Consider the following 23,761-nt stretch of genomic DNA (forward strand, 5'->3'; position numbering starts at 1 on the left):
GAGCAGGTCCTGGTCCCGACGCTGAACCCGGGCGACATCGTCGTCATGGACAACCTGCCCGCCCACAAACCTGCTGCCGTGCGCAGCGCCATCGAAGGCACCGGCGCCAAGCTGCGCTTCCTGCCGGCCTATAGCCCAGACTTCAACCCGATCGAGATGGCCTTCTCCAAACTCAAGGCCTTCCTCAAGAAGCTCGCCCCCAGGACCGTCGACGACCTCTGGCAGGCGATCGCACTGGCCGTCGACGCCTTCACACCTGACGATTGCCAGAACTACTTTACTGCTGCCGGATATGACCGCGACTGATCGGAAAATGCTCTAGCGGACTCATGAAGATGAAATATCGGCGGATGGGAATGTTCGACCCATTGGTCGTCGACACAGTGAAAAAGCTTCGACATACCCATATCGAGACGGCTGTTCAGGACTATTCCATCCTGCCGGCCGAAGGCTGTCCAGCATCGGGTTGTGCCAAGCGCGTCGATCGGGGCGGCTCCCATCGGGAGCCGCCCCTTTCTGTCGCCGCTAATGCACCCAGCGGCCGCGGTCGCGGTACCAGGGGCGGCCGCGGTAATAGTTGTCCCAGTAGGGGCCGGCGTCGAAGGTGATCACCGGCACGCCGATCACCGGCGCCGCCTCGACGATGACCCGGCGCCGGTGTTGGACCTCCGCGGCCAGGAATCGGCCGGCCACCCAGCCGCGGTCGGGACCGATGCCGATGTCGCACCAGCTCCAGCCGTTGAGGCAGCCGAAGATCTGCACCGGCACGCCCGGCCGCACCCGTGCGACCATCGGATAATCGGCCCCGGGACCGGCGCGCAGCCGGGCCGGCGCGGTGACGTAGCCGGGGGCCGCATTCGCCGCCGGCGCCGCCAGGGCCGTCATCGCCAGCCCGGCCATCGCGGCCAGGGCGAGCTTCCATCTCATCATCCGAACTCCAGGGATCAGAATCCCCCTTCGGCCGCTAAACGCGGCGGAGCCGGAATCCGGTCGCCCGGATCGGGGGGCGCGGCGCCTTGCCTCACCCCGCCCGCTGCGCCGCATCCAGGGCGCGGGACAGGTCGCGTTTCAGATCCTCGATCCCTTCGAGGCCGACCGACAGCCGCACCAGCCCTTCGGTGATGCCCATGGCGGCGCGGTCCGCCGCCTCCATCGCCCGGTGGGTGGTGGTGGTCGGGTGGGTGGCCAGCGATTTGGTGTCGCCGAGATTGTTCGAGATGTCGACCAGGCGCAGCGCGTCGAGGAAGGCGAAGGCCGCCGCCTTGCTGCCGAGGTCGAAGGCCACCAGGGTGCCGCCGTTCTTCATCTGCCGGCGGGCAAGCTCGTGGTGCGGGTGGCTCTGCAGCCAGGGGTAGCGCACCGACCTGGCGGCCGGATGGGCCTCGATCAGCTGCGCCAGACGGTGGGCGCTGGCGACCTGGCGCTCGACGCGCAGGCCCAGCGTCTCCAACCCTTTCACCAGCACCCAGGCGTTGAAGGGCGACAGCGCCGGGCCGGTGTGCCGGTAATAAGGCAGGAAGTCGTCGGTCAGGAACTTCCTGTCCGCCAGCACGGCGCCGCCCAGAACCCGGCCCTGGCCGTCGATATGCTTGGTGGCGGAATAGATCACCACATCGGCGCCGAGCTCGAGCGGCTTCTGGCCCAGCGGCGTGGCGAAGACGTTGTCGATGAACACCTTGGCGCCGGCGGCATGGGCGATCCTGGCCACAGCGGCGACGTCGACGAGGTCCAGCGTCGGGTTGGCCGGCGTCTCCAGGAACACGGCGCGGGTGTTCGGCCGCATCGCCGCCTCCCAGGCCGCGAGGTCGCCGCCGTCGACGAAGGTGGTGGTGATGCCGTAGCGCGGCAGGATGGTGCCGAGGATGACGAAGCAGGAGCCGAACAGCGCCCGGCTGGCCACGACATGGTCACCGCCGCGCAGATGGCAGAACAGGGCGGTGAACACCGCCGACATGCCGCTGGCGGTGACGTGGCAGCCCTCCGCCCCCTCCAGCAGGGCCAGGCGCTGCTCCAGCACCTCCAGCGTCGGGTTGCCGTAGCGGGAATAGACGAAGCCGGGCTCGTCGCCGGTGAAGCGGGCCTCGGCCGCCGCCGCGCTCTCATAGACGAAGCCCGAGGTCAGGAAGATCGCCTCGGCGGTCTCGCCATAGGGCGTTCGCCGGACGCCGCCGCGGATCAGCGCGGTCTCGGGGCCGAATTCGTCTTCGCTCGGGGCTTCGTATCGATCCATCTCACCGACTCCTCGATCCGACCGGGAGGCGGTGCGTGCGGGACCTGCGCGCATCCGACCTTTTAGCGGAGATTAGCGTGGCCGCAAGCCGGTCGGCTCAAATCACCACGGCCGCCTCAGAAGGCGACGGCCCAAGACTTATCGGCAAAACGGCAATCGGGCAATGCGTTTCGCATCAGCCCCCTTCAGCCTTCAGCCAGCGCGTAGAGCACGAAGGGCAGCTCGAGCCCCTCGTACAGCCGGCGGTAGCTGCGGCACAGGCGGAAGCCGCGGGACTCGTAGAAGCCTCGGGCAGCGCGGTTGTGGGCGAAGCACTCCAGCGTCCGGCAGCCGCGCGCCACGGCATCGGCCAGGAGGGCGGTGCCGACCGCCCGTCCCTGCGCCACGGGGTCGACGAACAGCATGTCGAGATGCGACCCGGTCATCAGCGAGAAGCCGAGCGGCGCGCCCTTGGCGTCGACGGCGATGCGCAGGTCGGGCAGCCGCGCGGCGAAGCGGCGGGCGAAATCCTCCGGCCGCTTGCGGTCCAGGATCGCGGCCGGAAGGATGTGCTGGAAAGCAGCACGGGTGCTGCGCCAGGCGACGTCCGCCAGGGCCGGCAGATCGGCCGGCGCTGGCGGCCGGATCGCCACCGCCGCCGCATCCATCATCCTCGCATCGTCCATCATCCGCCGCCCCGCAGCCTGGGATCGAGCGCGTCGCGCAGCCCGTCGCCGAGCAGGTTGAAGCCGAAAGACGCCAACAGGATGGCAAGGCCGGAGAAGATCGAATCCCAGGGCGACAGCAGCAGGTAGCCGCGCGCCTCCGCCAGCATGCGGCCGAGCGAGGGCGCCGGCGGCTGGGTGCCGAGGCCGAGGAAGGACAGCGAGGCCTCGACCAGGATGGCGGTGGAGAGCGACAGGCTGGCCTGGACCAGGATGACGCTGGCGAGGTTGGGCAGGACGTGGCGCCACAGCACCCGCCCTTCCCCCGCCCCGATGGCACGGGCGCCGAGCACGTATTGGCTGCCGGCCACCACCAGCGCCGGGCCGCGCAGCAGCCGGGCGAAGACCGGGATGTAGACGACGCCGATGGCGAGCGTCGTGCTGGTCGGCCCCGGCCCCAGCATGGCGACGATGCCGATCGCCAGCAGGATGATCGGGAAGGCGAACAGGATATCCATCAGCCGCATGCCGACGCGGTCGAGCCAGCCGCCGCGCAGCGCCGCGGCCACGCCCAGGCTGCCGCCGACCAGAAGCGCCAGCAGCACCGCGCTGGCCGAGGCGGCGAGCGAGGCGCGGTAGCCCCAGAGGATGCGCGACAGCACGTCCCGGCCGAACTGGTCGGTGCCCAGCCACGCCGCGGCGCCGGGCGGCTTCATCCGCCGGATCACATGCTGGGCCAGCGGGTCGTCGGGCGCGATCCAGGGCGCCAGCAGCGCCGCCCCGACCTGCAGCAGCACCAGCGCCCCGCCGACCCAGACCAGCGGGTGCCGCGGCGCGGCGATGCGGCGGCGGCGCGAGGGCGGGACCAGCGTCTCGGGCAGCGGCGCGGTCACTTCAGGCCGATCCTGGGGTCGAGGGCGGCGTAGAGCATGTCGGTGACGAAGTTCACGACCACGAATCCCGCAGTGACCAGCAGGATCGCCGCCTGAATCAGCGGATAGTTGCGCTCCGCGATCGCGCCCAGCATCAGCCGGCCGAGCCCCGGCAGGGCGAAGACCTGCTCGACCACGATGGCGCCGCCGAAGAGATAGCCGGCGGAGATGCCGAGCGCGGTGACGAAGGGGATCATGGCGTTGCGGAAGGCGTGGCGGAACACCACCGCGCGCTCGCTGACCCCCTTGGCCCGGGCGGTGCGGATGTAGTCCTGGCCCAGCGCGTCGAGCATGGCGGAGCGGACGATGCGCGACAGCGAGGCCAGCACCGGCACGGCCAGCGCGATCGTGGGCAAGAGCATGCGCTGCAGGTTGCCGACGGGATCGTCGGCGAGAGGCACAAAGCCGATCGCCGGGAAGGCCGGGAACACGCCGTGGAACAGGTAGATCAGCAGCGCGCCGAGCCAGAAGGAGGGCACGGTGACGCCGGCGATGGTGACCACCCGCACCAGATAGTCGCGGGCGGAGTTGCGGAAATAGGCCATTAGGCAGCCGGCCGGCACCGCGAGGGCTACCGAGACCGCAAGAGCCAGCAGGGTGACCTCGATGGTGACGCCGATGCGGGCCCCGATCTCCTCCAGCACCGGCCGGCCGGTCCACAGGCTGGTGCCGAGATCGCCGGTCAGGAGGCCGCCGAGCCAGGCGAGATATTGGGTGACGATGGACTGGTCGAGGCCGAGGCGCTGGCGCAGCGCCGCGATCCGGTCCGGTGTCACCTCGCTGTTGGCGCCGAGCATGATCTGCACCGCGTCGCCCGGGATCAGCCGGATCATCAGGAAGGCGACGACCGAGACCCCGAACAGCACCACCAGCAGGTCGAGCAGCCGCCCGGTCAGGAAGCGGGCCATGACGCTTCCCGTTGACGCTCAAATAGTCCCCCCTCCCCTTGCGGGAGGGGGGTAGGGGGAGGGGGTTCGTGCCGAGAGAGCCGGCGATCCCCGAAAAGCTCGGACGTCGATGGATTCGGGTTCTGCCGCGTCGGAGTCCTTCGATCGACAACCCCCTCCCCCTTCCCCCCTCCCGCAAGGGGAGGGGGGACTAGGTTGCTTCGGCCCGAGAGAGCGATCAAAGGCTTCACTTCTCCAGCGCCGTCTGCCGCAGCGAGCGGGTGGAGCGGTTGCCCACGATCTCGTAGCCGGTCACGCCGTCGCGCACCGCGGTGAACAGCTGGCCGAAGACCAGATGCGCGATCGGCCCGTCGCAGGCCAGGCGCTTCTGCACGTCGGCGTAGACCTCGCGCCGCTTCGCCGGGTCCAGCGTCGTCCGTCCCTGGTCCAGCAGCCGGTCGACCTCGGCGTCCGAATACTTGAACACATTGGTCGACCCGCCGGTGCGGAAGGTCCGGTACAGATAGCCGTCGGGGTCGACATTGCCGCCGTTGATCGAGGCGAAGAGCTGGAAGTTGGAGTTGCGCCAGTCCTGGATGAAGGTGCCCTGCTCCTGCACGTTCAGCGCCACCTCGAAGCCGGCGGCGTTCAGCTGCGCCTGCACCACCTGGGCGACGTCGACCACCAGCTGGTTCGAGCCCAGCACCTTCAGCTCCGCCTTCACCGGCAGGGCCACGCCGGCCTCGGCCAGCAGCGCCTTCGCCTTCTCCGGATCGGCGGCGTAGCAGGGATAGTCCGAGACCGGCAGCGCCCAGTCCTTCAGGGCCGGCGACAGCGGCCCGCCCGGCTGGCCCTTGCCGAAATACGCGGCCTCGACGATCTGAGCCCGGTCGATCGCGGTGTTCAGCGCCTGGCGCACCTTCGGATTGTCGAAGGGCGGCTTCGACACGTTCATGCCGACCAGGGTGTAGGACAGGTCGGTCGTCTCCAGCAGGGTGACGCCGGGCGTGCCCTGCAGCGTGGCCGCCGTGGCCGGGTCGACATTCGGCAGCAGCTGGTAGGTGCCGCCGGACAGGCCGACCTGCCGGGTCGACGCCTCGGGCACGATGTTGATCTTGACCGCGTCGAGCTTCGGCAAGCCCGGCTCCCAATAGCCGCCGGCCTTCGCCAGCAGCAGGTAGGTGTCGGGCACCCATTCCTTCAGCGTGAACGGGCCGGTGCCGGCGGTCTTGCGCTGCAGGTCGATGCCGCCGGTCGCCGCCGCGGCCGGCACGATCACGATCTGCGGCAGGTTGGCGAGGAAGGGGGCCGAGGGCGTCGTCAGCGTCACCGTCACCTGCCGGTCGCCGGTCGGCTCGACCGACTTCACCATGTCGATGCGGCTGGCATAGGGCGAGCCGGTCTTGGGGTCGCGCACCCGGGCGAAGCTGGCGGCCACGTCGGCCGGCGTCACCGGCGACCCATCGTGGAACTTCGCGCCCGGACGCAGGGTGAAGACATAGGTGAGGCCGTCGGGCGAGACGGTCCAGGACTCGGCCAGTTCCGGCACCACCCTCAGGTCCTTGTCGATCGCGGTCAGCCCTTCATAGACCGGGCCGTTGACCAGCACCGAGGCGAAGGAGGTGGCGACATGCGGGTCGAGCCCGACCGGCGACTGGTCGGTCGCGACCTCCAGCGTCTGCGCCGCCGCCATGGGTGCGGCGAGCGCCACCGCCGCCGATACCGCCCAAACCGTCCGCCGCATCTCCAGCCTCCCCCTGTTGATTGGGGGCCAGTAACGCGCGTTCCGCCGGCGAGGTCAATCGATCGGCGGAGGCCGGCGTTTCGTTCCGCTTTGGCCACCGAAGATCCGTCTGTGATAATAATGTTTTCAGAGATGGAAATTTTTATATGCGACGTTTCGGAGGGAGATTCATGATCGGCCGGCGGATTCAAAACCACACAGCGCCATCCCTCGTGCGTGTCACGCAAGGGCGCGCGCCCTGGCCCATGGCGGCCGCGGCGCTCGCCGTCGTCACGCTGACCGTCGCCGGCCCGGCCGCGCAGGCAGCGGACACGGCGGCCCCGACGGTGACGATGGACGCACGGATCCAGGCCCTGGAGCCCGAGCTCGAAACCTATGTGGCGGCCGGGATGAAGGCGTTCGATACGCCCGGCCTGGCCATCGGCATCGTCAGCGGCGACAGCCTGGTCTACGTCCGCGGCTTCGGGGTGCGCAGCAAGGCGAAGGGCGGGGCGGTCGGCCCACGCACCGTGTTCCAGATCGGATCGACCACCAAGGCGTTCCTCGCCGCCACCCTGGCGATCGCCGTCGATCGCGGCAAGCTGCGGTGGGACGACCGCATCGTCGATCTCGACCCGGATTTCCAGCTGAAGGACCCCTGGGTGACGCGCGAGTTCCGCGTCTTCGACCTGCTCGCGCAGCGCTCGGGCCTGCCGCCCTACGCCAATGATTCGCTCGGAATCCTGGGGCTGGACGAAACGGCCATGATCCGGTCGCTGCGCCATGTCGAACCGGTGTCGAGCTTCCGCTCCACCTTCGCCTACACCAACATCACCCACATGCTGGCCGGCCGCATCGTCGCACGCGGCGAGGAGGCCGCGGACTGGAACGCGGTGCTGCGCCGGGACCTGCTGGAGCCGCTCGGCATGGCCGAGACATCGACCACCGCCGAGGCGATCGAGGCCGCGCCGGACCACACCCAGGGCCATCGCTGGACCCCCGACGGCACGGTCGAGGTGCCGTTCACCCCGCTCTTCCCCTACGCCTACGGCGGCGCGGGCGACATGAACTCCACCATCGAGGACATGGCGCGCTGGCTGCGGCTGCAGCTGCGCGACGGCAGCTTCGACGGGCGGACCATCGTCTCGCCGGAGAACATGGCGGTCACCCGCACCGCGCGGGTGGGGATCACCGACAAGGCCTTCTATGCGATGGGCTGGGTCGGCGTCCTGACCCCGAACGGCCGCGTCATCTGGCACAATGGCGGAACCCCCAGCTTCGGCGCCTATGTCGGCTTCGCGCCGGAGAAGGATGTCGGCGTCGTCGTCCTGACCAATGCGGAGAATGTCGGGTTCCCCGACGCCGTGGGCGCCTGGGTTCTGGACCGGCTGCTGGACAACCCGCGGGTCGACCACGTCGCGGCCGCGCTCGAGGCGGCGAAGTCCCGATTCGCCGAGTCGGCGAAGGCGTTCGTGAGGCCGGCGAACCCCCAGCCGGCCTTGCCGCTGGCGCCGCTGGCCGGCCGCTACGTCGAGCCGAGCTTCGGCGAGGCCGTGCTGCGCCAGGACGGCGACGGCGCGGTGCTGGAGCTGCAGGATGGCGGCGCCGCGCTGGAGTTGGAGCCTTGGGACGGCAGCGTCTTCACGATCCGGCAGAGGCCGGTGGGCCGGTTCGCCGCCATCGTCGAGAACAGCGGCCCCAACCCGAGCGGCTTCGCCCAGTTCCAGATCGACACGGACGGAACGAAACCCCTGCTCCGCCTCACCATCGAAAACCAGTCCTACGTCTTCCGGCGCGAATAGCGAAGGATCGGCGCCCGTCAGACGATCGCGGCCTGCAGCCCTTCCGACAGCCCCAGCCACGCCTCGGCCAGGCCCGGGACGCAGAGCGCCCAGGCGGCGAGCCGGGTCTTGATCTTGCCGACGGCCGAGACGTGGACCGGCTCGAACGTGTCGAGCCAGCTGGCGAAGGCCTTGTGCGGCAGCACGCCGTAGCGGTCGGCCAGGGCCCAGAGCCAGGTCGCATGCACCAGGCGAATGCTGACCGGGACGCGGTCGAGGCCGAGCGCCTGCGCCGCGCAGATCCGGTGCCGGCCGGCCAGCATCCGGTAGAACGCGCCGTCCGGCCCGACCGCGACGATGATGTCGCCCTCGGTGCGCTCGCTGCGGGGATCGCGGCCACCGGCCGGGGCGAAATCCGGGGTCAGGTCCCGCGGCGTCACGCCGTGGGTGCGGATGCTGTCGAGCAGCGATTCGCAGTAGCGGCGGTAGGATTCGATCGCCTCGACGCTGTCGAGCACCAGCGGGCCGACCTGCATCGGGCGGCCGGTCTCCATCAGGCGCAGCAGCCTGCGGTAGCTGGGCGTCTCGGTCGGGGTGCCGCCCCAGACGAGATCATTGAACCACTGGTGGTGGAAGCTTTCGGCCACCGGCTTCGAGATCTCCGACCAGTCGCCGGCGTCGATGAAGCGGTCGCGCAGCCAGACCGGCCGGCCGCGGGCATGGACCTGGGTGGCCAGGGTCCGGGTCACCTGCCGCGTCGGCACCCAGCGCAGCAGGGCGGACCCGTAGAAGATCCGCGCATCGCGAGGAGAGACCAGGGACCGCTCCGGAGTTTCCGGTAGTTTTTTCAGGTCCCTCAACATCCTTCCAGGGAATCTCAAACGAGACTCCAGAATCGTGTGTGGCCTCGATTTATCTTGATTATCAGTGATTTGATGAAAGAGAGGAATAATGTCGGCGTCAGCGCGCTGATACGTCAGCATTGCTTCTCTCCCCGCTCGCAAGACCGCATTTGTAATGAAAGTGTCACAATCTGGCAAGAATGGGGCATGCCGGCTTCCGCGCCGGCGGGCGTTTCCGCCATAATCCCGGTGCCGATTCGTCGGTGATGAAGCGCGAGGAGATGTCCCATGGCCGCAGCCCGCCGCACCGCGATCGGCCTGATGAGCGGCACCTCGATGGACGGGGTCGACGTCGCGGTGATCGAGACCGACGGCGAGACTGTCTTCGCCTGCGGCGCCGCCGCGACAACGCCCTACACCGACGCGGTGCGCGACGCCCTTCTGGCCGTGGCGCGCGACCCGGCCCGGGCCGAGCAAGAGGCGCTCGCCGACCTGTCCGCCGCGGTCACCGACCTGAACGCCGCCGCGGTGCGCCGCCTGCTGGACGAGACCGGGCTGCAGCCGGAAGCCGTCGACGTCGTCGGCATGCACGGCCAGACCGTCCTGCACCGGCCGGAGCGACGCTTCACCCGGCAGCTCGGCGACGGCGCCCGGCTGGCCGCGGCTCTGGGCATCCCCTGCGTCAACGACTTCCGCTCCGCCGACGTCGCCGCCGGCGGCCAGGGCGCGCCGCTGGCGCCGCTGTACCACGCCGCCCTGGCGAAAGGCCTGCCGCGGCCGATGGCCGTGCTGAACCTCGGCGGCGTCGCCAATGTCACGGTGATCGAAGAGGAGACGATCACCGCCTTCGACACCGGCCCGGCCAGCGCCATGATCGACGACTGGGTGCAGCGCCACACCGGCGCCCGCTACGACGAGGACGGCCGCATCGCCGCGAGCGGCCGGGTGGCGGAGGACCGGCTGGCGGCGCTGCTGGCCCATCCGTATTTCGACGCGCCGCCGCCGAAATCGCTGGACCGCAACGACTTCCCGCTGTCGGCGGTGGACGGTCTGTCGCTGGCCGACGGCGCAGCCACCCTGGCCGCCTTCACCGTCGCCTCGGTCGCCGCCTCGCGTCGGCATTTCGCCGCGGCGCCGACCCGCTGGCTGGTGACCGGCGGCGGCCGGCACAACGCGACGCTGATGGCCGGGCTGCGGCAGGCGCTGGGGGTGCCGGTCGACCCGGTCGAGGCGGTGGGCTGGGATGGCGATGCGCTGGAGGCCCAGGCCTTCGCCTTCCTCGCCGTGCGTTCGCTGGACGGGTTGCCGCTGAGCCTGCCGACCACCACCGGCGTGCCCCGGCCGATGACCGGCGGCGTGCTGCACCGGCCGATGACGCGGGCGGCGTGACCGCCTTGCTGATCGCCGCTCGTTCCCGAGTCCCCCCTCCCCTCGCGGGAGGGGGTAAGGGGGAGGGGGTTGTCGATCGAGGGGCGTGGCCTCTATTCGTCGATACCTATTCTCGCCGACTGATCCTATCCGTAAGCTCCGGCTCTTGCGGGCCGAACCCCCTCCCCCTACCCCCCTCCCGCAAGGGGAGGGGGGACTCGAAAAGCTTCTGGAATTCTCTCGAATGACCCTTGCCGCCGCGGCCGATGCCGCCTTCGCCCTGGTCGATGAAGCGATCGATGCCGGCCGCATCCCCGGCGCGGTGCTGGGGCTGGTCACCCGCGACGGCGACCGCGCCATCCGCTTCGGCGGCCATGCCGCGCTGGTGCCGGAGCGCGTGGCCCTGGCCGAGGATGCGCTGTTCGACCTGGCCAGCCTGACCAAGGTGATCCTCACGACGACCGAGGTGCTGCGGCTGGTCGAGCAGGGGCGGATCGACCTGTCCGACCCGCTGGCGCTGCACCTGCCGGACCTGCGGCAGTACCAGCCCGAGCACTGGATCCGCCACGTCACCGTGCGGCAGCTGCTGTCCCACCGCTCCGGCCTGCCGTCGGTGGAACCGCTCTACACCTGGGGCAGCGACCCGGAGACGCTGAAGGCGCTGGTGCTGCAGAAGGATTGGACGGCCGGCGCCGACGCCTATTCCGACGTGAACTACGTGCTGCTGGGCATCCTGGTGGAGCGGCTGCGAGAGAAGCCGCTGCGCGACCTGCTGCCGGCCGGCGACTTCGCCGCCAGCCCCGGCCCGGCCCGCGCCGTGGCCACCGAGCGCTGCACCTGGCGCGGCCGGGTGATGCGCGGCGAGGTGCATGACGAGAACGCCTATGCCCTCGGCGGCCTGGCCGGCCATGCCGGGCTGTTCGGCAGCGCCGCCGCGGTGCTGGACTTCGCCCAGGCGTTCCTGGCCGGCGAGGTGCTGCGGCCGGCCACGGTGGCCGAGATGCTGCGCGCCGAGGGCCATCCGCACGGCCTCGGCTGGCAGGTGCGGCACGAGGGCTGGTCCGGCGGGTCGCTGTGCTCGCCCGACACGATCGGCCACACCGGCTTCACCGGCACGGCGCTGTGGATCGACCTGGAGCGCGGCCATGCCTGGACGCTGCTGACCAACCGGATCCACCCGTCGCGCCATGTCGAGACCGGCATCCAGCCCCTGCGCCGGGCGGTGTCGAACGCGGTGTCGGCGGGTTGGCCGTTCTGAGGTAGCCGCCCCATCTGGCGACACGGCGATTGACAGCCGATTTCCGGCCATCTTCCATGGGCGACAACCGATCCGGCTGCAGGAAAAGCCGGAGATTTCTCATAAAATTCAGCGCATAGGGGGACCGCCACGATGAGATCCCGCCTGCTGGCCGTCGGCACCACCACAGCCGCCCTGCTGTGGGGCATGGCCGCGCTGGCCCAGACCGCCGCGCCCGCCGCCCCGACCCCGGAGGAGGCCCGCGCCTTCGTCGAGAAGGCCGAGGCCGACCTGGCGGCGACCAGCGAATACCTGAACAAGGCGTCCTGGGTGCGCGCCACCTTCATCACCGAGGACACCCAGTGGCTCGAGGCCAAGGCCAATGGCGAGTGGACCGAGAAGACCTCCGCCTACGCCAAGGAGGCCGCGCGCTTCGACGGGGTCGCGCTCGACCCGATGACGCGGCGCAAGCTCGACATCCTGAAGCGCAACATCGTCCTGCCGGCGCCGGACCGGCCGGGCGCGGCGCGCGAGCTGGCGACGCTGAGCACCAAGCTGGACTCCATCTATTCCACCGGCGAGTTCCAGGTCCGGGGCAAGACCCTGAATCTGAGCGACGCCGAGGACATCCTGGCCGCCTCCCGCGACCCGGCCGAGACCAAGGCGGTATGGGAGGGCTGGCACACCATCTCGCCAGTGATGCGGCCGGACTACGCCCGGCTGGTGGAGCTGGCGAATGAAGGGGCGCGAGAGCTCGGCTACGCCGACACCGGCGCCCTGTGGCGGTCCGGCTACGACATGCCGGCCGATGACTTCGCCGCCGAGACCGACCGGCTGTGGGGCCAGGTGGAGCCCTTCTACAAGAACCTGCACTGCTATGTCCGCGGCCGGCTGAACGAGAAGTATGGCGACGCGGTGCAGCCGAAGACCGGCCCGATCCGTGCCGACCTGCTGGGCAATATGTGGGCCCAGTCCTGGGGCAACATCTACGACCTGGTGGCGCCGAAGGACGAGACCGAGGGCTACAATCTGGACAAGCTGCTGGTCGACCGCGGCTACGACCCGATCAGGATGGTGAAGACCGGCGAGGCCTTCTACACCTCGCTCGGCCTGCCGCCGCTGCCGGAGACCTTCTGGAAGCGGTCGCAGATCGTGCGGCCGGAGGGGCGCGACGTCGTCTGCCACGCCTCGGCCTGGGACCTGGACGACCGCGACGACATCCGCATCAAGATGTGCACCAAGGTGAACGGCGAGGATTTCTACACCGTCCACCACGAGCTCGGGCACAACTACTATCAGCGCGCCTACAAGGACCAGCCCCACATCTTCAAGAACGGGGCCAATGACGGATTCCACGAGGCGATCGGCGACTTCGTCGGCCTGTCGGCGCTGACCCCGACCTACCTGAACCAGATCGGCCTCCTGGACAAGGTGCCGGGGCCGGAGGGCGACATCCCCTTCCTGCTGAAGATGGCGCTCGATAAGATCGCCTTCCTGCCCTTCGGCCTCCTGGTCGACCGCTGGCGCTGGGACGTGTTCGCCGGCAAGGCAGCGCCGGAGCAGTACAACGACGCCTGGTGGGCGCTGCGGCTGAAATACCAGGGGGTGGTGCCGCCCGGGCCGCGCCCGGCCGACGCCTTCGACCCCGGCGCCAAGTACCACATCCCCGGCAACACGCCTTACACCCGGTACTTCCTGGCGCATATCTACCAGTTCCAGTTCCACCGCGCCGCCTGCAGGCAGGCCGGCTGGAGCGGGCCGCTGCACCGCTGCTCGGTCTATGGCGACAAGGCGGTCGGCGAGCGCTTCAACGCGATGCTGGAGATGGGCCAGTCCAAGCCCTGGCCGGAGGCGCTGGAGGCCTTCACCGGCGAGCGCCGGACCGACGCCAGCGCCGTGGCCGAGTACTTCCAGCCGCTGAACGACTGGCTGACCGAGCAGAACAAGGGCCGGAGCTGCGGGTGGTAGAGTTGTAGGTTGGGTCCGCCCTCGGCGAACCCAACATCGTGCCGCAAGTGTTGGGTTCGCTGTCGCGAACCCAACCTACGAAGGCCCGTCCGTCTCACACCACCCTGGCGTACCAGTCGAAGTCGAGCGGCGGGACCTGGGCGTGGAAGCGGCGGTATTCGGCCAGCTTGATCTTGGCGAAGGCGTCGACGAAGGCGTCGCCGAGATAGTCGCGCATCAGCGCCGAGCCGCGGAAGTCGCGGATCGAATCGAGCCAGTTCGGCGGGATGTCCGAGGCCGGGGCGGCGTAGCCGTTGCCGGTCACCGGCGGGCCGGGGTCGCGCTTGTCGAGAATGCCGCGATGCATCCCGGCCAGCGCCGCCGTCAGCGCCAGATAGGGATTGGCGTCGGCGCCCGCCACCCGGTGCTCGACATGCTTCGCCGCCGGCGGGCCGACCGGCACGCGCAGCGCCACGGTGCGGTTGTTGACGCCCCAGGTTGGCGCCAGCGGCGCGTAGCTGAGGGACTGGAAGCGGCGGTAGGAGTTGGCGTTCGGCGCGAAGATCAGCATGCCGTCGCGGATCGTCGCCCCCATGCCGCCGATGGCATGGCGCAGAAGCTCGTCACCGCCTTCCGCGGCGAACAGGTTGCCGCCCTCGCCGTCGGCCAGGCTGATGTGCAGATGGGTGCCGCTGCCGGTCTCGCCGGCATAGGGCTTGGCCATGAAGGTGGCCTCCATGCCGTGCCGCCGGGCCACCGCCCGCACCAACCGCTTGTACAGGATGGCGTCGTCGGCCGCCCGCAGCGCGTCCGCCCGGTGCTTCAGGTTGATCTCGACCTGGCCCGGCGCGTATTCGCTGATCGCCGTGTCCGCCGGGAGGCCCTGGATCTCGCAGCAGGCATAGAGGTCGGCCAGGAAGCCGCCGAGCTCGTCGAGATCGGCCATGCCGTAGGCCTGCTTGCCGGTGCTGGCGCCGCGCGGCGGCACCGGCCGGCCGGTGTCGCGCCAAGCGGCGTCGAAGACGTAGAACTCCAGCTCCACCGCCACCACGGGGTGCAGCTCGTCGGCCGCCAGGCGCGACACCACCCGGGCCAGGACCTGGCGCGGATCGTAGGCGGAGGGCGTGCCGTCGAGCTCGAACAGCGTCAGCAGAACCTGGGCCGAGGGCTCGGCCTTCCACGGCACCGGCACCAGCGTGCCGGGCACCGGGCGGGCGATGCGGTCGGCGTCGCCGTCTTCCCACACCAGCCCGGTCTCCTCCACATCGGCGCCGGTGATGTCGAGGCTGATGATCGAGCCGGGCATGTAGCGGCCGTTGCGCCAGATCCGCTCGAGCTCCCCGACCGGGATGCGCTTGCCGCGCTGCACGCCGCAGGCGTCGGTCAGCAGGATGTCGACGAAGCGGATGTCGCGGTGCCGGGCCAGGAAGTCGAGGCATTCCTGCGCCGGATCGGCGGCCGTGTTCGAAGTCGCGTCGGGCATGGCCGATCCTCCCTCAGGCGTGGCCGGCCAGCGCCGCGGCGCAGGCGTCGAAGGCGTCGTGGAAGCGGGCGATCTGCTGGTCCGTCGTGGCCGGGCTGGCCAGCATCATGTTGTGGAACGGTGCGATCAGCACGCCGCGGTTGATCAGGAACAGGTTCACGAACTGCTCCAGGTCCGGCTGCATCGCCGCCGCGGCCTCGCCGCCCGTGCGGTAGGGCGTGGGTGTGAAGTGGAACTCGACCCGGGCGCCGATCTGGGTGACGTGCCAGGCCAGGCCGTGCCGCGCCACCGCGACCTTGATTCCGGCCGCCAGGCGCCGGGCGCGGTCGACCATGCCGGCATAGGCGGCCTCGGTCATCACCTCCTCCAGCATGGCCCTGAGGGCGCGCATGGCTAGGGCGTTGGCCGACAGCGTCGTGCCCATGCCGCTGTGGCCGTGCGGCACGCCGGCCCGGACCTCGCGCATCCGCGCCTCGACCTCGGCGGTGAAGCCGTAGACGCCACAGGGGATGCCGCCGGCGATCGGCTTGCCGAGGGTGAGGAAGTCCGGCTCCAGCCCGTATTCCCGGGTCCAGCCGCCCGGGCCGGTCGAGATCGTGTGCGTCTCGTCGATCACCAGCATCGTGCCGTGCCGGCGCGTCAGCTCGCGCAGCGCCGTGTGGAAGCCCTCCTCAGGCAGCACCATGCCGATATTGGTCAGCGCCGGCTCGGCGATGACGCAGGCGACGTCGCCGGGCGCCAGGGCCGCCTCCAGCCCCGCCACGTCGTTGAACTCGACCACCTTGGTCGTCGCGGTCAGGTCGGCCGCCTGGCCCAGCAGGCCGGGGCGATGCACCGCCCGGCCGTCGTCCAGCCGGACGAAGGTGTCGTCGACCGTGCCGTGGTAGCAGCCGTTGAACACCAGGATCTTCGGCCGGCCGGTGATGGCCCGGGCCCAGCGCAGCACGAAGCGGTTGGCGTCGGTCGCGGTCGTCGTCACTTGCCAGAAGGGCAGGCCGAATCGACGGGCCAGCGCCTCCGCCGCCGCCACGCCCTCCTCGGTCGGCAGCATGGCGGTGACGCCGCGGGCGACCTGGTCCGCCACGGCGCGCGCCACCGGTTCCGGCGAATGGCCGAACATCGAGCCGGTGTCGCCCAGGCAGAAATCGGCGTAGCGATGGCCGTCGGCGTCGACCAGCTCGGCACCCCGGGCCTCGGCCATGAACAGCGGGAAGGGCGTGGCCCAGTCGCGCATCCAGTGCAGCGGCACGCCGCCGGGGAACACGCCCCCCGCCCGTTCCGCCAGGCGCTTGGAAGCGGGGTGGGAGGCCTCGTAGCGCTCCAGCTCCGCCCGCATCAGGCTGTCGATCACCCTGCCCGCATCGTCCAATCCGGCCTCCCCCTTCGGTGTCTGGTGCCGGAGAGCTTAGGGGGAGGCGCGGGCGACCGGAACTGGTCCCAACCGCGGGACCGTCATGCCATCGGCGGGTCGGGCGTCTCCCCGGGCGGCAGCCGCTTCCACAGGAAGAACCGGTCGTGGCCGGGCGGATAGTCCGGCAACGTGCCGAACACCTCGTAGCCGTGCCGACGATAGAACTCCGGCGCCTGGAAGCCGTGCGTGTCCAGCCAGGCCCCCCGGCAGCCGCGCTGCCGGGCGATCCCCTCGGCCTGTGCCAGCAGCCGCGACCCGAGGCTCTGGCGGCGCAGCCCCGGCGGCACGAACAGAAGCTCGACCACCAGCCAGCCATAGGCGGTGCCGCCCCAGAGCCCGCCGACCGTGGCGCCGCCGTCCGGATCCCGGATCAGCAGCGCCAGCGGCCGGTAGCCGGACGGTCCGGCCACCGCGTCGTTGAAGGCGAACAGCGCGCGGGCAATGGCGTCGCGGTCATCCGCCCCGGGCTGATCGGGGACCGTGATCGCCGGGATCATCGGCCGGCCGGGCGCGGCTTCTTCTTCCCCGCCGCCTGGAACCGTTCGACATATTCGGCCATCAGGGTGCGGATCGCGGTGCCGATCTTGACGTAGGCGGTCTCGTTGAGGTTGGCGAGCGACACTCGGGCGGAGGGGTGCAGCGTGCCGAAGCCGCGGCCCGGCAGCAGCACCACGCCGCTCTCCTTGGCCAGGCGGAACAGCACCTCCTGCGGCTTCGTGTTCTTCATGAACCAGTCGACGAACTTGCGGCCGTGCAGCCGGGTGCCCAGCACCTCGAGGTCGAGGATGGTGTAGTAGTCGACCGAGTTCTCGTCCTCCTCCAGCGTCACCCCGGCGGCCTGGTACAGCGCGGCCTTGCGACGACGGATGATCCGCTTCATCGCGTTCTTGTAGGAGTCCGGCTCGTCCATCAGGCAGAACAGCGAGAAGAGCACCATCTGCACCTGCTGCGGCGTCGACAGGCCGGCGGTGTGGTTCAGCGCCACGGTGCGGCTGTCGGCCACCACCCGGTCGATGAAGGGCAGGTGCCGCGGGTCGGTGGTGATCGACGAATAGCGCTCGTCCAGCTCCTTCTGCACCCTGACCGGCAGCTTGGCGATGGTGCGGTCGAGCACGTTGTCCCTGTGGGTGGCGATCACGCCGAGGCGCCAGCCGGTGGCGCCGAAATACTTGGAGTAGGAATAGACCAGGATCGTGTTCTGCGGGCAGGTCGCGAACAGCGACACGAAATCATCGGCGAAGGTGCCGTAGACGTCGTCGGTCAGGAGGATCAGGTCAGGCCGCCTGGCCACGATCTCCTGCAGCCGCTTCAGGTTCGCCGCGCCCAGCTTGACCGAGGGCGGGTTGGACGGGTTGACCAGGAAGAAGGCCTTCACCTTCGGGTCCAGCAGCTTGTCGAGCTCCTTGTCGCTGTACTGCCAGCCCTTCTCCGGGTCGGCGTTCAGCCCGACCTCGACCAGCTTGTAGTCGTTGAGATGCGGGATCTCGATATAGGGGGTGAAGATCGGCAGGCCGATCGCGATCGAATCGCCCGGCGCCAGCAGCCGGTTCTCGCGCAGGCTGTTGAACAGGTAGGTCATCGCCGCGGTCCCGCCCTCGACCGCGTACAGGTCGAAATCGCCGGTGAAGGGCTGGCGGCCGATCATCTCCTTCCGGAGGTACTGGCCGACGATCTTCTCGCTCAGCACCAGCATCCGGTCGGGCACCGGGTAGTTGCAGGCGAGGATGCCCTCGCACATCTCGTAGAGGAAGTCGCCGGCCGAGAGGCCGAGCTGGTCGCGGACATAGGAGGCGGCGCCGACCAGGAAGGAGACGCCGGGCACGTCCTTGTGGGCCCGGGCGAAGATCTCGAACCGCCCCTCGATGCCGTCGCGCCGCGGGAAGCCGCCAACCCCTTCCGGCATATAGGCGAAGGAGCGCTCGGCCTCGGTCATGGCGAAGAGGCCGAGCTGGAAGAAGCCGTGGCGCGGCACCGTCGCCAGGAAGTTCGGGTTGCCGCGGCCGGCGTTCAGCATCATCCGGTCGGCGTCGCTTTTCGCCAGCTGGATCAGCGCGTCCTTCAGCTCGAACGGGCTGAGCTTGGCGAGCGAGGCCGCGGTCTTCTCGTCGATCGCTGCTGCGGTGTCGTTCATGGTGAATCTCCTCCCGATCGCTCAGACCAGGCCGACCACGAGCGGGCCGAGGATGGTCAGCAGCACATTGGCCATGGCGTAAGTGATGGCGAAGGGCACGGTCGGCACCGAGTTGCCGGCCTTGTCGAGCACGGCGCCGAAGGCCGGGTTGGCGCTGCGCGACCCGGACAGGGCGCCGGCCAGGATGGCGGCGTTGTCGTAGCGCAGCACGTAACGGCCGAAGAGCAGGGTCAGGATCAGCGGCACCAGCGTGACCACGAGGCCGAGCACGAAGATCGCCGCGCCGCTTTCCTGCAGCGTGGTCCATGCCTGGGCGCCGGAGGACAGACCGACGGCGGCGACGAAGGCCGCCAGGCCGAAATCCTTCAGGATCTGGCTGGCCGCCGACGGCATCGCCCCGAAGGTCGGGTGCTTGGCGCGCAGCCAGCCGAAGACGAGGCCGGAGAGCAGCGCGCCGCCGCCGCTGCCGAGGGTCAGCGGGATGCCGCCGACCCTGAGGGTGACGAGGCCGACCAGCAGGCCGAGGAGGATGCCGAGGCCGAGATAGACGAAGTCGGTCTTGTCGCTGGGCGCGATCTCGTAGCCGAGCAGCTTCGCCGCCCGGTCGACATCGGACGCCGCCCCCTGCAGCGTGATCACGTCGCCGTGATGCAGCGCGGTGCCGTCCAGCACCGGCAGCGGCCGCTCCATCCGGGTGATGCCGGCGATGTAGACGCCGTGCTTGGCCGCGGCGTCCGCCTGGGCCTTGAGCTCGCCGATGGTCTTGCCGTTGGCGCCGGGACGGGTGAAGACCACGTCGCGGAGATGCAGCACCATGTCCATGCCCGCCGCCGCCGGCTCCTCGGTGCCGATCCCGGGCGCCGCCTCGACCACCGCGTCGCGGCGGCCGACCACCAGCACATGGTCGCCGGCCTCGAGCCGCAGCCGGGGTTCGACCGCCGGCGCCGAATCGCCGCGGCGCACCCGCTCGATCGTGATTCGCTGGGCGGCGACCTCGATCTCGCCCACTGTGCGCCCGGCGGCAGCGGTGACGGCGTAATAGCGGCCGACCAGATCCGGCGCCGCGGCGACGTCGCCGCGGCCCAGGACCCTGCCGCCGCCGGCCAGCGCCCGCTCGGCCTTCACCGCATCCTCCCGGATGTCGCGGCCGAACAGGCGCGGGATCAGGATCAGGCAGACCAGGATCGGCCCCAGCGAGCCGAAGATGTAGGTCACCGCATAGCCGATCGCGATCTCGGCCTGCTGGCGCGCCACCTCCTCGGCCGGCAGGCCGAGGCGGTTCAGCGTGTCGCCGGCGGTGCCGATGATCGCCGACTGGGTCAGGCCGCCGGCGGCGACGCCGGCCGCCAACCCCTTGTCCAGCCCGCCGATCCGGGCGCAGAGGATGATGGTGACCAGGGCGGTGGCGGCCAGGAACACGGCCAACGCGATCCCGCGCAGGGCGCTGCGGTTCAGCGAATTGAAGAATTGCGGGCCGCTCTCGAAGCCCACGGCGTAGATGAACAGGGCGAAGGCGACCGCCTTGATGCCCGGGTCGATCGACACCCCAACCTGGCTGATCAGCACCGCGGCGATCAGCGAACCGGCGACGCCGCCGAACTGGAACCGCCCGAACTGGATCTTCCCGACCGCGTAGCCGATCGCCAGCGACAGGAACAATGCGGCCTCTGGCGAGGCTTTGAATAAATTGTGAAGTACTTCCACGCATGTACTCCCTCTTCTGGAGGAGCTACATGACCATCGCCGAAGAAATCATCGGCGTCATCCAGATTCTACTTAACGAATACGATGATAATCGTCGTGCAATACGAGAGACTCATGACGCGAGTCGGCGACGCCGGCATCGCACGGCATGTCGGGAGGGCAGCGATTGTGAGGGAGGCTGGAGCGGGTGAAGGGAATCGAACCCTCGTCGTAAGCTTGGGAAGCTTCTGCTCTACCATTGAGCTACACCCGCGCGCCGTCGGTTATAGGCGAAGCGCCGATGCCGTTCAAGGCGCCTCGGCGGGCCAGGCCGGATCTGTTTTGTTCGTCGTGCCGGGAAACTGCGCTAGATAGGACCGATGCCGGCGACGGCAGGGCGGCGGGAATGGAGCGCGGATGAGCGGCGAGATCGCCACCATGATGGACCTGCTGGCGCGGCTGCCGGGGCTGGGGCCGCGGTCGGCCCGCCGCATCGCGCTGCATCTGCTGCGCCATCGCGACACGGTGATGCGCCCGTTGGCCGAGGCGCTGGAAGCGGCGGCCGATGCCATCGTGCCCTGTTCCGTCTGCGGCAATCTCGACACCACCGACCCCTGCCCGATCTGCAGCGACCCGACCCGCGACGCCGGGGTGATCTGCGTGGTCGAGCAGGTGGCCGATCTGTGGGCGCTGGAGCGGGCGCGCGCCTTTCGCGGCCGCTACCACGTGCTGGGCGGCACCCTGTCGGCGATCGACGGCGTCGGGCCGGAGGACCTGTCGATCCCGCGCCTGCTGGCCCGCGCCCGCGAGCCCGGCGTGACCGAGGTGATCCTGGCCCTGAACGCCACGGTCGACGGCCAGACCACCGCCCACTACCTGGCCGAGAAGCTGGAGGGCGCCGGCCCCAGCATCACCCGCCTGGCCCATGGCGTGCCGGTGGGGGGCGAGCTGGACTATCTCGACGACGGCACCCTGGTCGCCGCTTTGCGCTCGCGCCGGGGGCTCTAACCCGGCAACGGCGGGTCGCGCGGCGGCACCGGGGTGGATTGGACGATCGAGGTGGTGGTCTGGCCATGCGCCAGGAAGCGGTCGAGCAGCCGGTCCAACGTCTCGATCGCCTCGACATGCACCTTCAGGATGAAGCAGTCCTCGCCGGTGATGCGGTGGCATTCCGCCACCTGCGGCATCGTTCGCGCCAGCTCGGCGATCTTCGGCACCTGCCCGGGCATCGGCCGGATGCGGACGAACACCGTCAGCGGATAGCCCAGCGCCCGCGGCTCCAGCTCCAGCCGCCAGCCGCGGATCACCCCCGCCTCCTCCAGCCGCAGCAGCCGTTCGCGCACCGCCGGCGCCGACATGCCGATGCGGCGCGCCAGCTCGGCCGTGCCCAGGCGCGGCTCGGCCTGCAGCAGGCGGATCAGGGCGAGGTTGCGCTCATCGGCCAGGAGCGGCGAGACCTGGAAGGCCAATTCGACGGATCTCCTTCGAAACGAAGGCGAGTGCGGACATCTGGCTTCGGCCGAGCATGGGCCGGATGGCCGGCGCATGCAAATCTTCCGGCATGTCCAGCGAAGCCCCGACCGCCGCGCCGCTGGCGCAGCGGCTGCCGCCGCAGCTCTTCTTCGTCGTCAGCGCCGTGTTCCACTATCTGGGCCCGGCCTGCGCCGTGCTGCTGTTCGCCGCGGTCGACGTGCTGGGCGTCGCCTGGCTGCGCATCGCCACCGCCGCCCTGGTCTTCGCCCTCTGGCGCCGGCCCTGGCGGCTGTGGCGGCGCAGCGGCCCCGCCGATCGCCGGACGCTCCTGGGCCTCGGTCTCGTGCTGGCGGCGATGAACGCCTGCTTCTACCTGGCGATCGCCCGGCTGCCGCTGGCGACGGTCGGCGCCATCGAGTTCCTGGGGCCGATCGCCCTGGCCCTCGCCGGGCTGCGCAGCCGGCGCAACCTGGCGGCGCTGAGCCTGGCGGCGGCCGGCGTGGCGCTGCTGACGCAGATCCGCCTGGAGGGCGATGGTCTGGGCTATGCCCTGGCCTTCGCCAATTGCGTGCTGTTCGTCGCCTATGTCGTGCTGGGCCACCGCATCGCCGGGACCGGCGGCATCGACGGGCTGGCGGCGGCAATGCTGACGGCGCTGGTGGCGATCACCCCGCTGGGCCTTGTCCCCGCCTTGCCGGCGCTGGCGGATCCGGTGCTGCTGCTGACCGGGATCGGGGTCGGCATCGCCTCCTCGGTCATTCCCTATGCCTGCGACCTGCTGGCCATGGCGCGGCTGCCGCGCGCCAGCTTCGCGCTGATGCTGTCGCTGCTGCCGGCCACCGCCGCCGCGATCGGCGTCCTGGTGCTGGGACAGATCCCCTCGGCCCGCGACCTAGCCGGGATCGGCCTGGTGATGGCCGGCGTCGCGCTGCACCGGGCCGCCCGGACCTGACCGCCGGCCACGGACCGTGATCCGGCAAAGTCCGCTGAAAATGTCGGATTGGGACGGCAATCTCATCGTGGCGACACAATCGCGCCACCATCGGCCGATATCCAGATCGACAAGCGCGGTGGCGAAACAGCCTCGATCCCGATCGTAGGCATCTCGCCATCGGGCAGCCCGCCGGCGGCACGTCCGGCCCGTTCAGCCATCATCGGACCGAACAGCAGATGCGCCGATGACCGTCGGCACATCCGCAAGATGCAGATCTCGGATCTGAGAACGATTGTGCATGTCCGATTTGGATAAAATTTTATATGCAAGAGGAAGGGGGAGCATCTTGGATGTCATTCGCACAACCGGGACGGGGCCCGGCACGGGCATTCTGCCGGTAGCGCCCCGTGTGAAGGCGGCGACGTGCCCGTCGTCGGCGGGCCGTTCGAGGAGCTTTCCTCTCCTCCTGTGACCTCCTTCCGGAGAGGCCGGTAACACCGGCCGCCTCATAGCAAAACCGAACCCGGCTCACGCCCTAGCCCGGCGGGGGTCGACCAGGGCGCCTTCACGACGAAGGCGCTCCACGGCGCCGTCATGCCCGGCTTACCGCACCAGCGCCGCGCAGCGGCATTCGACCAATCGTGAAAGAAGGGGAAAGAAGCAATGGCGGATTACATCGGCACCAACAGCAGCGAGACCATCGTCGGCAGCAGCGGAAACGACCGGATTGTCGGCCGAGGCGGCAATGACACCCTGACTGGTAACGGCGGCAACGATGTCTTCGACTACGACACGCGGGCGTTCGGCAGCGATATCATCACCGATTTCAGCAGCGGCGACCGGATCGACCTGTCGTTCCTCAACATCGCCGATCTCGACAGCCTGCGGCCCTTCATGGAGCAGGACGGCGACGACATCGTCATCACCCTCGGCTACAACAGCGACACCGAGGCCATCCGTCTGAAGAACGTCTCCCTGGCCAGCCTCAGCGCCAGCGACTTCGTCTTCAACACCTCGGCCACGGCGCTCACCGTCACCGGCACCGCCTATCGCGA

At 69.9% G+C, this 23,761-nt stretch carries 21 protein-coding genes, 1 tRNA gene and 1 riboswitch; of the genes, 8 read left to right on the plus strand and 14 right to left on the minus strand.

The genetic code is table 11. The features are described 5' to 3' along the window. A partial coding sequence (locus tag G537_RS0129610; protein WP_026873125.1) for a transposase occupies positions 1-306 on the plus strand: 306 nt, incomplete at its 5' end. Between the two features lie 219 nt (positions 307-525). On the opposite strand, the gene G537_RS40700 is transcribed toward G537_RS0129610, so the two are convergent. The 6 genes from G537_RS40700 to G537_RS0129640 form a co-directional block, all read right to left on the minus strand. Then, positions 526-930 carry an SH3 domain-containing protein gene (locus tag G537_RS40700; protein ID WP_051249300.1) on the minus strand — a complete coding sequence of 135 codons (405 nt, stop codon included), beginning with the start codon at positions 928-930 and terminating at the stop codon, positions 526-528. Positions 931-1,021: 91 nt separating this feature from the next. After that, the gene (gene metZ / locus G537_RS0129620; RefSeq protein WP_026873126.1) at positions 1,022-2,230 is read right to left on the minus strand and encodes an O-succinylhomoserine sulfhydrylase; all 1,209 of its coding nucleotides are present in this window, start codon (positions 2,228-2,230) and stop codon (positions 1,022-1,024) included. Positions 2,231-2,272: 42 nt separating this feature from the next. Then, positions 2,273-2,349, minus strand: a riboswitch (SAM riboswitch). Positions 2,350-2,415: 66 nt separating this feature from the next. Further along, entirely contained in the window at positions 2,416-2,898 is a 483-nt protein-coding gene (locus tag G537_RS40705; RefSeq protein ID WP_081689138.1) for a GNAT family N-acetyltransferase, read from the minus strand. Further along, a complete protein-coding gene (locus tag G537_RS0129630; RefSeq protein ID WP_245579165.1) occupies positions 2,895-3,767 on the minus strand; it encodes an ABC transporter permease in 873 nt (290 codons plus the stop codon). The genes G537_RS40705 and G537_RS0129630 overlap by 4 nt, the downstream gene beginning before the upstream one ends. Beyond that, entirely contained in the window at positions 3,764-4,714 is a 951-nt protein-coding gene (locus G537_RS0129635) for an ABC transporter permease (protein ID WP_026873128.1), read from the minus strand. Before G537_RS0129635 ends, G537_RS0129630 begins: the two co-directional genes overlap by 4 nt. Before the next feature lie 226 nt (positions 4,715-4,940). Further along, positions 4,941-6,437 carry an ABC transporter substrate-binding protein gene (locus G537_RS0129640; protein ID WP_026873129.1) on the minus strand — a complete coding sequence of 499 codons (1,497 nt, stop codon included), beginning with the start codon at positions 6,435-6,437 and terminating at the stop codon, positions 4,941-4,943. 245 nt (positions 6,438-6,682) lie between these two features. On the opposite strand from G537_RS0129640, the gene G537_RS0129645 reads away from it, so the two are divergent. Beyond that, positions 6,683-8,218, plus strand: a complete 1,536-nt coding sequence (locus G537_RS0129645; protein ID WP_026873130.1) for a serine hydrolase — start codon at positions 6,683-6,685, stop codon at positions 8,216-8,218. A gap of 17 nt (positions 8,219-8,235) precedes the next feature. On the opposite strand, the gene G537_RS0129650 is transcribed toward G537_RS0129645, so the two are convergent. Then, positions 8,236-8,946, minus strand: coding sequence for a ParB N-terminal domain-containing protein (locus G537_RS0129650; protein ID WP_155888843.1), 711 nt, complete (start codon positions 8,944-8,946; stop codon positions 8,236-8,238). Positions 8,947-9,327: 381 nt separating this feature from the next. On the opposite strand from G537_RS0129650, the gene G537_RS0129655 reads away from it, so the two are divergent. The 3 genes from G537_RS0129655 (at position 9,328) to G537_RS0129665 (ending at position 13,612) form a co-directional block, all read left to right on the plus strand. Continuing rightward, positions 9,328-10,428: an anhydro-N-acetylmuramic acid kinase gene (locus tag G537_RS0129655; RefSeq protein WP_026873132.1), complete on the plus strand. Its 1,101-nt coding sequence runs from the start codon at positions 9,328-9,330 to the stop codon at positions 10,426-10,428. Positions 10,429-10,651: 223 nt separating this feature from the next. Beyond that, positions 10,652-11,665, plus strand: coding sequence for a serine hydrolase domain-containing protein (locus tag G537_RS0129660; RefSeq protein WP_026873133.1), 1,014 nt, complete (start codon positions 10,652-10,654; stop codon positions 11,663-11,665). A gap of 132 nt (positions 11,666-11,797) precedes the next feature. Beyond that, on the plus strand, positions 11,798-13,612 hold the full coding sequence (locus G537_RS0129665) for a M2 family metallopeptidase (protein ID WP_026873134.1): 1,815 nt from the start codon (positions 11,798-11,800) through the stop codon (positions 13,610-13,612). A gap of 94 nt (positions 13,613-13,706) precedes the next feature. Here the strand turns inward: G537_RS0129665 and G537_RS0129670 are convergent, their stop codons facing one another. The 6 genes from G537_RS0129670 to G537_RS0129695 form a co-directional block, all read right to left on the minus strand. After that, positions 13,707-15,074 carry a glutamine synthetase family protein gene (locus G537_RS0129670; RefSeq protein WP_026873135.1) on the minus strand — a complete coding sequence of 456 codons (1,368 nt, stop codon included), beginning with the start codon at positions 15,072-15,074 and terminating at the stop codon, positions 13,707-13,709. Positions 15,075-15,087: 13 nt separating this feature from the next. Further along, positions 15,088-16,443 carry an aspartate aminotransferase family protein gene (locus G537_RS0129675; RefSeq protein ID WP_026873136.1) on the minus strand — a complete coding sequence of 452 codons (1,356 nt, stop codon included), beginning with the start codon at positions 16,441-16,443 and terminating at the stop codon, positions 15,088-15,090. A gap of 83 nt (positions 16,444-16,526) precedes the next feature. After that, positions 16,527-16,982, minus strand: coding sequence for a GNAT family N-acetyltransferase (locus G537_RS0129680; protein ID WP_026873137.1), 456 nt, complete (start codon positions 16,980-16,982; stop codon positions 16,527-16,529). Then, a complete protein-coding gene (locus tag G537_RS0129685) occupies positions 16,979-18,616 on the minus strand; it encodes a bifunctional aspartate transaminase/aspartate 4-decarboxylase (protein ID WP_051249302.1) in 1,638 nt (545 codons plus the stop codon). The genes G537_RS0129680 and G537_RS0129685 overlap by 4 nt, the downstream gene beginning before the upstream one ends. A gap of 21 nt (positions 18,617-18,637) precedes the next feature. Next, positions 18,638-20,320, minus strand: coding sequence for an aspartate-alanine antiporter (gene aspT / locus G537_RS0129690; protein ID WP_026873139.1), 1,683 nt, complete (start codon positions 20,318-20,320; stop codon positions 18,638-18,640). A gap of 179 nt (positions 20,321-20,499) precedes the next feature. Beyond that, positions 20,500-20,573, minus strand: a tRNA-Gly gene (locus G537_RS0129695). Between the two features lie 143 nt (positions 20,574-20,716). Between G537_RS0129695 and recR the strand changes: the two genes are divergently transcribed. Next, on the plus strand, positions 20,717-21,307 hold the full coding sequence (gene recR / locus G537_RS0129700; protein WP_026873140.1) for a recombination mediator RecR: 591 nt from the start codon (positions 20,717-20,719) through the stop codon (positions 21,305-21,307). On the opposite strand, the gene G537_RS0129705 is transcribed toward recR, so the two are convergent. After that, the gene (locus tag G537_RS0129705) at positions 21,304-21,768 is read right to left on the minus strand and encodes an Lrp/AsnC family transcriptional regulator (RefSeq protein WP_026873141.1); all 465 of its coding nucleotides are present in this window, start codon (positions 21,766-21,768) and stop codon (positions 21,304-21,306) included. The two genes, recR and G537_RS0129705, sit on opposite strands and share 4 nt — an antisense overlap. A 92-nt stretch (positions 21,769-21,860) precedes the next feature. Here G537_RS0129705 and G537_RS0129710 point away from each other — a divergent pair, with 92 nt between their 5' ends. Then, entirely contained in the window at positions 21,861-22,724 is an 864-nt protein-coding gene (locus tag G537_RS0129710; protein WP_051249303.1) for an EamA family transporter, read from the plus strand. Between the two features lie 645 nt (positions 22,725-23,369). Continuing rightward, positions 23,370-23,761, plus strand: a 392-nt coding sequence (locus G537_RS44410; RefSeq protein ID WP_211230555.1) for a M10 family metallopeptidase C-terminal domain-containing protein, incomplete at its 3' end; no start/stop codon positions are given.

The organism is Inquilinus limosus DSM 16000, assembly GCF_000423185.1.
Lineage (GTDB): Bacteria > Pseudomonadota > Alphaproteobacteria > DSM-16000 > Inquilinaceae > Inquilinus > Inquilinus limosus.